At 32.8% G+C, this 12,187-nt stretch carries 15 protein-coding genes; all 15 read right to left on the reverse strand.

Annotation, left to right across the window (positions count from 1 at the left end):
- Positions 1 to 19 precede the first annotated feature (19 nt).
- The gene (locus ABWP20_RS05500) at positions 20 to 598 is read right to left on the reverse strand and encodes a nucleotidyltransferase family protein (RefSeq protein ID WP_353094529.1); all 579 of its coding nucleotides are present in this window, start codon (positions 596 to 598) and stop codon (positions 20 to 22) included.
- 10 nt (positions 599 to 608) lie between these two features.
- Complete coding sequence (gene yqeC / locus ABWP20_RS05505) at positions 609 to 1,331, reverse strand: selenium cofactor biosynthesis protein YqeC (RefSeq protein WP_353094531.1); 723 nt, start codon at positions 1,329 to 1,331, stop codon at positions 609 to 611.
- A gap of 11 nt (positions 1,332 to 1,342) precedes the next feature.
- Positions 1,343 to 2,914, reverse strand: coding sequence for a methyl-accepting chemotaxis protein (locus tag ABWP20_RS05510; RefSeq protein WP_353094533.1), 1,572 nt, complete (start codon positions 2,912 to 2,914; stop codon positions 1,343 to 1,345).
- A gap of 31 nt (positions 2,915 to 2,945) precedes the next feature.
- The gene (locus tag ABWP20_RS05515) at positions 2,946 to 3,935 is read right to left on the reverse strand and encodes a xanthine dehydrogenase family protein molybdopterin-binding subunit (RefSeq protein WP_353094535.1); all 990 of its coding nucleotides are present in this window, start codon (positions 3,933 to 3,935) and stop codon (positions 2,946 to 2,948) included.
- Complete coding sequence (locus tag ABWP20_RS05520; protein WP_353094536.1) at positions 3,932 to 5,203, reverse strand: xanthine dehydrogenase family protein molybdopterin-binding subunit; 1,272 nt, start codon at positions 5,201 to 5,203, stop codon at positions 3,932 to 3,934. Before ABWP20_RS05520 ends, ABWP20_RS05515 begins: the two co-directional genes overlap by 4 nt.
- Entirely contained in the window at positions 5,203 to 5,676 is a 474-nt protein-coding gene (locus tag ABWP20_RS05525) for a (2Fe-2S)-binding protein (RefSeq protein WP_353094538.1), read from the reverse strand. Before ABWP20_RS05525 ends, ABWP20_RS05520 begins: the two co-directional genes overlap by 1 nt.
- On the reverse strand, positions 5,670 to 6,536 hold the full coding sequence (locus ABWP20_RS05530) for an FAD binding domain-containing protein (RefSeq protein WP_353094540.1): 867 nt from the start codon (positions 6,534 to 6,536) through the stop codon (positions 5,670 to 5,672). The genes ABWP20_RS05525 and ABWP20_RS05530 overlap by 7 nt, the downstream gene beginning before the upstream one ends.
- Before the next feature lie 67 nt (positions 6,537 to 6,603).
- Positions 6,604 to 7,998 (reverse strand): NCS2 family permease, encoded by a 1,395-nt coding sequence (locus ABWP20_RS05535; RefSeq protein WP_353094542.1) that lies wholly within the window; start codon positions 7,996 to 7,998, stop codon positions 6,604 to 6,606.
- 102 nt (positions 7,999 to 8,100) lie between these two features.
- Positions 8,101 to 9,915, reverse strand: a complete 1,815-nt coding sequence (ade, locus tag ABWP20_RS05540; RefSeq protein ID WP_353094543.1) for an adenine deaminase — start codon at positions 9,913 to 9,915, stop codon at positions 8,101 to 8,103.
- 16 nt (positions 9,916 to 9,931) lie between these two features.
- Positions 9,932 to 10,216: a EutN/CcmL family microcompartment protein gene (locus tag ABWP20_RS05545; RefSeq protein WP_353094545.1), complete on the reverse strand. Its 285-nt coding sequence runs from the start codon at positions 10,214 to 10,216 to the stop codon at positions 9,932 to 9,934.
- Between the two features lie 10 nt (positions 10,217 to 10,226).
- The gene (locus ABWP20_RS05550) at positions 10,227 to 10,979 is read right to left on the reverse strand and encodes a flavoprotein (protein WP_353094547.1); all 753 of its coding nucleotides are present in this window, start codon (positions 10,977 to 10,979) and stop codon (positions 10,227 to 10,229) included.
- Between the two features lie 19 nt (positions 10,980 to 10,998).
- Entirely contained in the window at positions 10,999 to 11,277 is a 279-nt protein-coding gene (locus ABWP20_RS05555; RefSeq protein ID WP_154439522.1) for a BMC domain-containing protein, read from the reverse strand.
- Between the two features lie 2 nt (positions 11,278 to 11,279).
- Positions 11,280 to 11,657: a BMC domain-containing protein gene (locus ABWP20_RS05560; RefSeq protein WP_353094550.1), complete on the reverse strand. Its 378-nt coding sequence runs from the start codon at positions 11,655 to 11,657 to the stop codon at positions 11,280 to 11,282.
- A 19-nt stretch (positions 11,658 to 11,676) separates the two neighbouring features.
- Positions 11,677 to 11,898, reverse strand: coding sequence for a hypothetical protein (locus ABWP20_RS05565; protein WP_353094552.1), 222 nt, complete (start codon positions 11,896 to 11,898; stop codon positions 11,677 to 11,679).
- A gap of 2 nt (positions 11,899 to 11,900) precedes the next feature.
- Positions 11,901 to 12,182 carry a BMC domain-containing protein gene (locus ABWP20_RS05570; RefSeq protein WP_353094553.1) on the reverse strand — a complete coding sequence of 94 codons (282 nt, stop codon included), beginning with the start codon at positions 12,180 to 12,182 and terminating at the stop codon, positions 11,901 to 11,903.
- Positions 12,183 to 12,187: the final 5 nt, after the last annotated feature.

Here is a 12,187-nt window from a genome sequence, read left to right on the forward strand (position 1 = left end):
CTTAGGTATCTTTTGTCATCTAAAATCCAGTTATTTTCAATGCTTCTAAATCCTCTAAACTATCTATGTCCATACCCTGTCTTTCTTCTTCTATATAAACTTTCTTCACTTTAGGAATATTACTCTTTACTATATCTCTACCACCTTTATCTCCAGTAATCCTTAGAAGTTCTTCTTTGAATATAGAAGAAATAATCATAGGCATTCCCCTATGTCCATTATAATAGGGTACTAAAATAGGCAAATCTGAATTATTATATTCTTTAATTAACCTATTTATCAATTCAGATGTTATAAAAGGCTGATCCCCTACTAGAAACATATAGGATTTAGAACCTATAGATTCTTTTACTCCTAATTTTAATCCTTCAGATTGACCTAAATGAGCATTTTCATTATATATTGTTTTGATATTATACTTCTCTCCTATTTCCTTAACTTCATCAATTCTATAAACTAGAATTATCTCATCTAGGTTTGAACCAACACATGCCTTAATAACTCTTTCTATTAACTTATTTCCATCTATTTCTATTAATAGCTTGTCCTTTTTCATCCTTCTTGAAAAACCTGATGCTAAAATAATCCCTGTTATCATAATTATTCCCCTAGTAAAATTTTTTGTCTTTAATGTTTGCTATAATTACATTTTTAAAATTATTATTACCTAATCTCTCTCGAATTTCTATTGCATTAGAAATTCTAATCTTGTCATCAGCTTTGTTTAACAGCAAAATCCTATGTCCATAACTATTTTTAAATATTCCGTTTTTATCTAAAACAAGCTTTACAATAGTCTCTTCATCAATAATATCTAGTGATTTTTCACCTGTTATTTCTTTCAACAATTCTGACCTATGAACTGTATCCCCGTCTATTTTCTTTCCCAATGAATCTAGACCTATGACTCCTATGGTCTTAGTGCTACAAATTGGAACTACTGGTTCATGACTGGCGGGAGCTTTAATGGGTTTTCTATTAGCACCATCTGCCTCTATTAGGATAATATCAAATATACCTGTCTTAAAGATTTCATCTGCATTTTCTGGAGAAATGCCTATTAGTTTTTTATCTTTTGTTTCCCATCCTAATATTGTAATACTAGGATTTTGAGGGTTGAAATTTCTCTTTATATCCTTTAAAAAGAAATAATCATATTCATCTTCTAAAGGTACACCTATTTTAGTTGTAGTAGATATAAGAACTTTTTTGTTTAAATTAGTAAATTCTTTTGCTAATTGAAAAATTGTAGTAGTCTTGCCTCCACCTCCGACGAAGGAGATCATTTCTCTTTTTTCTATATCTATTTTCATAATTCTATGTATAGACATTTTAATCTCCATTATATATCTTTTATAATTGAATCTAAAGCAAGTCCTATTTCATACAATCTTCCTCTTTCATCTGTAACTGTAAGGAATTTAAATAGTTTTCCATCCTCCACCCTTTTTTTAACTGGAGTTATTATATATTCTTTTTTCTTTTTCTTTAGCTCTTGGAAAGACGAATCTGCTTTATATAGATTTAATCCTTTAGCAGCTTTCTCACTAGTAAATTCTACAATTCCTGATGTATCAGTAATATATATTGCATCTATTCCTACTTCTTTCATTAACTTATTTATCATATCATCACTTACGTTTTTATTATTCATAAAATATTCCTTTACAGTATAGACCTTCTTTAACATCTTCTCTTCCATTAATTTACCAACTACAAATTGCTGCATATTATATACATGTCCTCTTATTTCCTCTACTACATCCTTTAAATTCCTTGCTCTATTATGCTGCTCTACTGTCTGTTCCGTAGTTTGTACTACATGAGCTGCTGTTTCTTCAGAGAATTCTGTAATTTTAGTTATATTAGTTGTTATTTCTTCTATCATGGAATTGCTCTCACTTGTGATTTCTTTTATCCCCTCTAAACTTTCCTTACCTAAACTTAAGGTTTCTATTATTGAAACAAATTCTCTATTTGTATATTCGATGACATGGCAATTCTCATCCATATATTCCATTTCTTCCTCCATGGATTCAGAAATAAGTATTATTTCATCCCTCAGTTTATTAATTACTTCTTCTATCTTTTTAGATACTACCTCTGTTTCGTTAGCAAGCTTTCCTACTTCCATTGCCACTATGGAAAATCCTTTACCATGTTCTCCGGCCCTAGCTGCTTCAATTGAAGCATTTAATGAAAGCATCTTAGTTTGATTAGATATTGCATTTATAAAGTCCATAAGTTTTCCTACTTCATCTGAATAGTTCCTCAACTCCATTATTCGCTTGGAACCTTTTTCTACCATATTTTTAGAATTTATTATTCTTTTTTCTATATGTCCTATTTCTTCTATTCCTTTTTGAGCAGAAGTAATAGAATTTGATATAAATTGGATTTTATCAATTATATCATTGTCTATTTTCTCCATAGATGAATAAATCTTTTGAGCTAAATTATTAGTTTCATTAAGCATTTGACTTTGTTCTAATGCACTAGCATCGACTAATTCTGCCGAAGATGCGATTGATTCTGAACTTGATAGAGACTCTGTAGCTAATAGTCCTAAACTTTCACATATATTAAATATATCTGTAGATATTTCTATTTGAGTTTTTAGATTTTCCCTTATTTGATTACAAATACTTTGTAGCTTTCCCTTTGCTTCTTCTGATATATCTATATCATTAGAGAAATCTAAATCCTTAATATTAGACAGATATTTTATTATCTCTCCTACTCCCTTATTGCCCTGAGTTTTTAATAATAATAGAGATAATCCTATTGAAAATAAAAGAGTTAAGCTAATTTTAATAATGGGACTTTTAAAATATAAAATTGTAAAATAATTAACTCCCATAAATACAGTTGAAAGTATAAATACCTTTAAGAAGCCTCTAATTTCTTTTTTCACTAATGCTACCTCCTATGTGATTATCATATTTTTAATTTTTCGCCTCCTTCAGAGCTCTGATAAATCTCTCTGGTGTAACGGGTAATTCTGTAACCCTCACCCCTGTAGCATTGTATATTGCATTTAATATAGCTGGGGCCATTGGGATCATAACAGGTTCTCCTATTCCCTTTGCACCGTAAGGAGCCGTAGATTCTGGATCTTCTACTATAATATTATTTACATCTATCATATCCATAGCTGTAGGTATTAAATATTTTGAAAACTTATTATTCTTCATTATTCCATTTTCAAGGTTCAAATCCTCAAGCAGTGCATATCCAAGGCCCATGGCAAATCCACCATCCATTTGACCTTCAAGGATTTTAGGATTTACTGCTCGACCTGCATCTTGAGCAAAAGTAGATCTTAAAATATTAATTATACCAGTTTCAGTATTTACTTCTACTTCTACTGCACAAGCGTTAAAAGTATATGGCCAATAGGGAGCCCCTTGACCAGTTTCCGGGTCCATTTCAGTTGTTTGAGCAGCAAATTCCCCTTTGGATTCTATTATACCATCGTCTTTATATATTTCAGCTAATTTCTTATAAGATATTCTTTTTTTTGGAAAAAAACTTAATACTACTTCCCCATTTTCCAATACTAAACCTGCAGTGGAGTTTAAACCTAATTCTACTTTAGCCCTATGAAATAATTCATTTTTCATGTTTTCACAAGCTACCTTTATGGCATTTCCTGTATTATATGTTTGCCTAGTTGCTGCTGCCGTTCCTGAATCAGGCATTAAAGATGTATTTTCATGTATTAATTCAATATTCTCTATATTTAAACTAAGTACCTCTCCCCCTATTTGTCTCATAGACGTCTTAGCTCCCTGACCCACCTCTGTTACCCCACAATATATTCCTATTTTCCCACCTGGAAGAAGTCTAACTATTGCCCTTGATATATCTGGAAATCCATTGCCGTAGCCTGTTCCGTAAAATGAAATCCCTATGCCTATACCTCTCTTTTTCATGCAAGTACCTCCCCAAATATTCTCGAAAACCCAAAATCTTCTTCTACTTTTTCGATACATTTATCTAAAGGAACACTTTCTATAAGCATTTGACCTGTAGCTGTCATAGATCCTTTCCTAAATATATTTTTCATTCTAATTTCAATAGGGTCCATACCTAGCTTTTCTGCCAGCATATCCATTTGCTGCTCATGAGCTATAGGAACTTGCGTGGCTCCAAAACCTCTCATGGCTCCAGTAAATGGATTATTTGTATATACTGCATAAGTATCGACTTTTACATTTGGTATAACATAAGGTCCTGTAGCATGAACTCCTGCTTTTCTTAGTACATTTATTGCCCAAGAGCAATGAGCACCCGAATCTCCAATTATTTCAGTTTCCATATATTGAAGTATTCCATTTTCATCTGCTCCAGTTTTATATTTCATAATCATTGGATGACGTTTTGAATGTGTTAAAAATGATTCTTCCCTTGAATATATAACCTTCACAGGTCTATTTAATACCATAGCTGCTAATGCCAAATGAATCTGAGGCGATATATCTTCTCTGCCTCCAAAAGCTCCCCCTACTGCTGTGTTAATTATCTTAACCTTTTTTTCTGGTAAACCTAAATTTCTAGCTACTTCCTCCCTATCATAATGTGGATATTGAGTAGCTACTGCAACAACTACTGTACCATCTTCTTCAACATAGGAAACTCCTGCTTCTGGTTGTAAAAAAGCATGTTCCACCATTGGTGATTTATACACATTCTCCACTATATATTTGCATTTTCTCTTACCTTCTTCTATATCTCCATGTCTTAATTTATAATGAAATACAATATTAGAATTTCCATGTACCTTCGGTGAATCTTCATTCATAGCTTCTCTTGGATCGAAAACTGCTGGCAATTCTTCATAGTCTACTTTAATTTTTTTATACCCTTCATCACAAGCCTTCTGGGTTTCTCCTACTATGAATGCTATTGGTTCTCCTATTCTTATAACCTTTTCACTTGCAAATACTTCATGATCTTTAATTACTACTCCATGGGAATTTTCCTTTGGTACATCTTTAAATGTAAATACCTTTAGCACTCCTTCTACTTTTTCTGATTCTGTAATATCTACTTTTATTTTAGCATGAGGTAGTTTTGACCTTAAGGTTTTACCATAGACCATATTATTTAAATATATATCTTGAGGATAAACTGCCTTACCTGTAACTTTACTATATGCATCAACTCTAAGAATGTTTTTTCCTATTACATTTAGCTCCATTACCTTCCCTCCTCCATATACTTTATGGCTCTCTCAGTTGCATCTACCATCTTATTATATCCTGTACATCTGCATAGATTACCAGATATTCCTTCTCTAATTTCATCCCTTGTAGGATGGGGATTTTTATCTAATAAAGCCTTAGTAGATAAAACCATCCCTGGAATACAAAATCCACATTGTACTGCACCTACATCTATATATGCTTGTTGTACTGGATGAAATTTTCCATTCTTTTCTAATCCCTCTATAGTTAAAATACTGCTTCCGTTGGCTTGAAAAGCCATTACAAGACAAGAGTTAACAGTTTCCCCATCCATAATAACAGTACAAGCACCACATTCTCCTTCTCCACAACCTTCTTTAGTTCCTACAAATCCTAACTCATCCCTTAATAAGTCTATTAATCTTAAATTTTCATCTACAGAAATTTCGAAAAATTCACCATTCACTTTAAGGCTTATATCTACCATGATATCACCTCACTGCCTATTGTCACTGCTGATTCAAGGGCTTCTTTTAATATACCTGATACAGCCACCCTTTTATATGGTAATGTAGCCCTCCCCTTTAATCTTTCATCCATAACCCCTTGCAATACCTCTATGACTTCCTTTATAGCTTCCTCTTCAATTCTTTTCTCAGTTAAATAATTTTCTACTTCATATTCTCTCATAGGACATTTCCCCAATGCACCACTGGCAACTCTAATAGATTTAATAAAGTCTTTAGAATCAAATTCAATGAAAGTAGCTAATGTCAATCTTGATATGGCTAATGCCTTTCTAAGTCCAAGTTTTGAAAAGGAAAGAATTTGATTTTCCATTGGTTTCTTAAACTTAATCGTTTTGATAAGTTCCTTATGATTTACAGGTTTATTATAGTACTCCTCTAACGATATTTCTCGTATTCCGTCTATACTTACAAGTTTCACTATGCTTTCTAATGCCATTAGAGGCGGTATAGAATCTGCCGCTGCAGACCCATTTGCAATATTCCCCCCTATGGTTCCCTTATTTCTTATTTGAGGTGAACCTACCATTCTACAGGCCTTATATAATCCATATAAATTTCTTTGAAATAATGGATTTCTAGTGATTTGAGTAAAAGTCACAGCTCCACCTATTTTAATATATTCCCCATCATCCTCTATGTTTTTCAAGTCTGTAATCTTAGTAATGTCTATTAACAATTTAGGTGATATTTTCTCACTTTTTAAGGCAATTACAATATCCGTGCCTCCGGCTATTATTTTTGAATCACTGCCATATTTGCCAAGTATTTCTATCACTTCATCAATAGTACTTGCATTATATACTTGATTTAAGGTCATATTTACACCTCTCATAGGATTTTTTATTTTAAAAAGCCGCCTCCATAGAGAAGGCGGCCAGTAATTATTACATAAATATAGTTTTTAGTACAAATAATGCAGCTAAAATATACATAATTGGTGATACATCTTTATGTTTTCCAGCTAATACTTTCAATACTACATATGAAACCATACCAAAGACAATACCTTCAGCTATACTGTATGCAAAAGGCATCATAACTATTGTCAAGAATGCTGGTATTGCTTCTGTAAAATCATCTAAGTCTATCTCTTTAATTGGACTCATCATAAATAATCCAACTAAAATTAATGCCGGTGCTGTTGCAGCTCCTGGTATCATGCCAAATAATGGGGAAAGTATTAATGCTAATCCAAACATAACTCCTGTTGTTAAAGATGTAAGTCCTGTTCTACCGCCTTCAGCAACACCTGAAGCTGACTCTACAAATGTAGTTACTGTAGATGTTCCTAGACATGCTCCAACAGTAGTTCCTATAGCATCTGCTAGTAATGCTTCTTTTACCTTAGGTAATTTACCTTCTTCATCAAGCATTCCAGCTTTTGATGACACTCCTATTAAAGTACCTACGGTGTCAAATATATCAACGAATAAAAATGTAAATACTACTATAAGCATGTCGAATGAGAACATTCTGCCCCATTCAAATTTAAATGCTACTTCACTAAGAGATGGCGGCAATGAGAATATACCTAGAAAATCTCCATTAGGCACAGAACTAACTCCCATTGGTAAACCAATTAATGTAGTCGCTATTATTCCAAAGAATAATGCTCCTTTAACCTTTTTTGCTAAAAGAATTCCAGTTATAACAATACCTATTAATGCTAACAATGCTGAAGGAGATTTTAAATTCCCAAGGGTAATTATTAATCCACCTTCATTTAATACTTTAGCCCCATTTTCTATTACAGGAACCCCATTTTCCATTAAAATTTTTCCTGTATCTACTATTCCAGCATTTATTAACCCAATTAATGCTATAAATAGACCTATACCTACTGATACAGCTTTTTTAAGATTCATAGGGATTGAATTAAATATTGCTTCTCTTACTTGGAAAAATGATAATAATATAAATATAATCCCTTCGATAAATACTGCTGTTAAAGCAAACTGCCATGAATGTCCCATACCAAATACTACAGTATAAGTAAAGAACGCATTAAGTCCCATACCTGGTGCAAGTGCAAAAGGATAGTTGGCCAAAAATGCCATCATAATACATGCGATAAATGATGAAAGTGCCGTTGCCGTAAATACTCCGCCATAATTCATACCAGAATCTGAAAGTATACCTGGATTTACTGCCAAGATATAAGCCATAGTCATAAATGTAGTAATCCCTGCCATTACTTCTGTTTTTACATCTGTATTATGTTCCTTTAGTTTAAATCGCCTCTCAAAAAATCCAACATTTGAAGCCCCTTCACTAGACATAATATTCCTCCTATTAAATTTATTTAAAAAAACTACCCTCCTCTCTTTTAAGGATCCTATTTTACTATTATACTAGATTTTCAAGGATAACCATAATATTTTTTATTTAATAACAGGAGATAAAATCTTAAAGTTATTTACATCTATAAGTCCCTTATCTGTTATCTTCCATGCTGGGCTGGTGGATAATGCTAAGAAAGATAGATGCATTAGGGGTGCATGAATCTTACATCCTAAGTCTTTAGTTATTATTCTTTCTAGTTCAGCTGTCTTTTCGGCTACTTGATGTCCATCTAATTCATCTGTAATTAATCCACCAACTGGCAATCTCATCTCAGATAGTATTCTTCCTCTATTTGCTACTGCTATTCCTCCACCCATTTCTATAACTGCGTTTACAGCAATAGTCATATCCCTAATATTGGTTCCAGTGACTAATATATTATGAGTGTCATGGGCAACAGATTCTGCAAAAGCACCTTCTCTCATACCAAATCCTTTTACAAATGCTTTACCTATATAATTAGTTCTATTATATCTTTCTACACAGGCTATATATAATACACCTTTAGTTATATCTGCTTCAACTAATCCTCTGCTAACTCTTAGAGTTTCTTCGGATTTTCCTGTTAAGTTTTGATCTGGAATTACTTCTATACATCTTACTCTAGCAGATGTTCCTTCCGACTCTATTTCTAAATCCTTATCTGAAATTGGTCCTATTTTTACTGAAGATTTAACTTCTTCTGGATAGGTGTATTTTGGTAAGTCTATTAGCAGTTCTCTTTTTGATGCTACTAATTTGCCTTTTAAAAATACCCCTGCTATGGTCATTTCATATATATCATCTATTATTGCTATATCTGCTTGTTTTCCCGGAGCCAAGACTCCCACATGATCAAAGCCAAAGTATGTAGCAGGGTTTATAGTAGCCATTTGGATTGCTTCTTCTGGACTTATACCTTGCTTTATTGTCCTTCTAATTATTTCATTCATATGTCCCAATGTTTCTAAATCTGCTGCTACCATATCATCTGTAGCTAGAATACATCTTCTTGAATCCATTTTTTCTTCTGTTACTGCTCTAATACATTCTGCCATATTCTTTTGGGTAGAACCTTCCCTCATAAATAGATATACACCTTGACGAAGCTTTTCCATTGCCTCTTCCTTTGCAGTAGTTTCATGACAAGAACATTTTCCTGCTGTTGCTATTATATGAGCTGCCAGTTCTTTACCGAATAATTCTGGTGCATTTCCATCGACTACCATGTTTTTAGATCTTGCATATATGGTTGAAGCAAGTAAGTCTGTTATTATCTCTGGTGTATTTCTATATACATGCTTTGCATTGCTAAATCCCTGTAATTCTCCAATACCTATAATATTTTTATAATTAAGTAAATCCTCCATATCTTTAGAATCCACATCATATCCTGCTGTTTCTAAATCTGGGCAATCCGGAGTTAAAGATGGAACTACTAAATATACATTAGATGGAACATGGTCTATCTCATCTGCCATTGCCTTCATCCCTACTGGTCCTAATGCATTTCCTATTTCATGTGGATCTGCCACTAATGTTGTAGTGCCTGATGGTATAGAAAGCCTTGAAAATTCTGTGACTGTAAGCATACTAGATTCAAAATGCATATGAGAATCTATAAATCCTGGAGATAAATATTTACCAGTTACATCAATGACCATAGTTTCTGGTCCTATTAAATCTCTACAATCTCCTACTAATAAAATATATTTATGTTTAATGGCAATATCTGCCTTATAGATTTCTCTTGTTATTACATTTACAACCTTTCCCCCTATAAGAACTGTATCTGCATGTTCTTTGCTGCCCATAAGAGCATCTATAGAAGATCTATATTCCATTGCCATTTTTAAATACTTAGTATCTTTCAAATTTATTACCTCCTCCCTATTCTTTTAATAGAGTTTTATTTACATCAATTTCATCGATTATTCCTACTATTGCTGCATCTATTGGTGCATCCATTTTTCTTGCTGCAATTCTACTGGCAGTACCAGTGGTAAATACTATTAATTCCCCTATGCCAGCACCTACTGTATCTACTGCAATAAGTGGTTCTCCTTTAGGTAAAAAATCTAAATCGAGAGGCTGTGTAATCATTAGTTTAGTTCCTACTAGCTTTTCGTCTTTTCTTGTTGCAACTACTGTTCCAATTACTCTACCAATATGCATATTAGCCCCCCTATCTTATTTCAATCTTTATATTCTTCTCTATCGCTTTATCTTTGGCTAAAGCTGTAATAATACTTCCTTTAGGTAAAATCAATTCATTGTCTGGGGATATATTTAATATATCCCTTTCTGTTATTACCTTTTTATTCCCTTTAATTTGTATTTCACCATTTATATTTGTTTGTAAATTCCCAATACCCTTTATAACGTTTTCTAATAAAGTTTCATTATCTATCTCTATAGCTCCCATTTTCTTTACAATATCAATATATTTGTTTATTTGATTTAATATTTCCTTGTTCTTTATTTCTTCCCCTAAGTATTTTCTTACTGAATTAAAGTCAAGATATACTTTCTTTTCTTTACATAAAAATGTCCAAATTATATTTGATATAAAACTATCTACCATTCCTAAGGATATTTTAGAAAGAGTATTCATAGTAATATTCATTCCTATTATCATAGAATAATCTTTGAAAATATCTTTGAGTCTAAATATATCCCGCTCTTTATATATATTAATCGGACATAAGGAGCTAATTATCCTTTCGGTATCTAATATTTGTTCTGCCATGAAGGAAAAAGCTAGGGATATTTTTATCCCTTTATCTTTCAATCTCTTAATATTTTCTATTTTATTATATATTTCTATATCTGAGCCATTGAAAACTATAAGAGCCTTATCTCCACCTTTTAAACTTTCTTCTCCTTTAAGTCTCCTAGATATATCCTCCAATATGTTTGAAGTTATCTTTGTTTTCATCTAAAACACTCCAATTTAATTATTCATATTGTTTCAAGATAACTCTTTCAACCTCTGCATGTGGTCTTGGTATTACATGTACTGAGTGCAGTTCTCCAACATTTCTTGCGGCCTCTGCTCCTGCATCTACTGCTGCCTTAACTGCTCCTACATCTCCTCTTACCATTACTGTTACAAGACCAAAACCTATTTTTTCATATCCTACTAATGTAACATTTGCTGCCTTTACCATAGCATCTGCTGCCTCAATACTACCTACTAATCCTTTAGTTTCAACTAATCCTAATGCTTGACTCATTTTTATTCCTCCTTATCAGCTTTCTTATTATTTGCTTCTTTTTTAACTTCCTTTTTTGTTTCCTTTTTCTTTTCTTCTTTATCTTTTATATTCTTAGAAAACTTAGCTATTAATCCATCAACCTCATCATGCGGTCTTGGTATTACATGGGATGCGAAAATTACTCCAACCCTATTTCCTGCATCTACTCCTGCATCTACTGCAGCCTTAACCGCTGCTACTTCTCCTGCTATTTGAATATTTACACCTACAGCTTTACCTACTCCTATAATCTTTTCAAATCCGACTAAGGTTATATCTGCAGCTTTGCTGGCTGCATCCAATGCTGTAACCGCTGTTGTAAGTCCCAATGCTTCTATAAGTCCTAATGCTTTATTCATTTCACACCTCCGTCCTTAACTAACGGTTATTTTTTATTTTATTTACTGCTTCATCTAAAGTTATTGCTGTATTTTTACTTCTTCCTTCCATAACCATTTTCTCACCATTGATTATGTCCGTTATAATTTTTTCTTCTTTACTATCTAAATTGTCTGCCTGAGTCTCTACTCTAGTACTAATTATTGGTTTATTATCCTTTATTAAATTTTGCATTGCAATTCTAGATAATGGATTCACCATGATTATTCACCACCATCAAAATCAAAAATTTTGTCTACTTCATCATGAGGTCTTGGAATTACATTAGCTGAAACTACTTCTGCTATTTGCCCACCTCTTATTTTACCTGTTTCTACAGCTGCCATTACTGCTGCTACATCCCCTGTAACTGTAACCGATACTAATCCTGAACCAACTATTTGAAAATCAGCAATCCTTACACTTGCAGCCTTTACCATGGCATCTGCCACCTCCATAGCTGCAACAAGGGATCTAGTTTCAACCATTCCTATTGCTTCTTTCAATTACC

Source organism: Tissierella praeacuta, assembly GCF_040396155.1.
Lineage (GTDB): Bacteria > Bacillota > Clostridia > Tissierellales > Tissierellaceae > Tissierella > Tissierella praeacuta_A.

Excerpts from the sequence above, each read along its gene's own strand:
- ABWP20_RS05500 (WP_353094529.1), bottom strand. The coding sequence starts at position 598 with ATGATAACAGGGATTATTTTAGCATCAGGTTTTTCAAGAAGGATGAAA.
- yqeC (WP_353094531.1), bottom strand. The coding sequence starts at position 1,331 with ATGTCTATACATAGAATTATGAAAATAGATATAGAAAAAAGAGAAATG.
- ABWP20_RS05515 (WP_353094535.1), bottom strand. The coding sequence starts at position 3,935 with ATGAAAAAGAGAGGTATAGGCATAGGGATTTCATTTTACGGAACAGGC.
- ABWP20_RS05520 (WP_353094536.1), bottom strand. The coding sequence starts at position 5,203 with ATGGAGCTAAATGTAATAGGAAAAAACATTCTTAGAGTTGATGCATAT.
- ABWP20_RS05525 (WP_353094538.1), bottom strand. The coding sequence starts at position 5,676 with ATGGTAGATATAAGCCTTAAAGTGAATGGTGAATTTTTCGAAATTTCT.
- ABWP20_RS05530 (WP_353094540.1), bottom strand. The coding sequence starts at position 6,536 with ATGACCTTAAATCAAGTATATAATGCAAGTACTATTGATGAAGTGATA.
- ABWP20_RS05535 (WP_353094542.1), bottom strand. The coding sequence starts at position 7,998 with ATGTCTAGTGAAGGGGCTTCAAATGTTGGATTTTTTGAGAGGCGATTT.
- ABWP20_RS05545 (WP_353094545.1), bottom strand. The coding sequence starts at position 10,216 with ATGCATATTGGTAGAGTAATTGGAACAGTAGTTGCAACAAGAAAAGAC.
- ABWP20_RS05550 (WP_353094547.1), bottom strand. The coding sequence starts at position 10,979 with ATGAAAACAAAGATAACTTCAAACATATTGGAGGATATATCTAGGAGA.
- ABWP20_RS05555 (WP_154439522.1), bottom strand. The coding sequence starts at position 11,277 with ATGAGTCAAGCATTAGGATTAGTTGAAACTAAAGGATTAGTAGGTAGT.
- ABWP20_RS05560 (WP_353094550.1), bottom strand. The coding sequence starts at position 11,657 with ATGAATAAAGCATTAGGACTTATAGAAGCATTGGGACTTACAACAGCG.
- ABWP20_RS05565 (WP_353094552.1), bottom strand. The coding sequence starts at position 11,898 with ATGGTGAATCCATTATCTAGAATTGCAATGCAAAATTTAATAAAGGAT.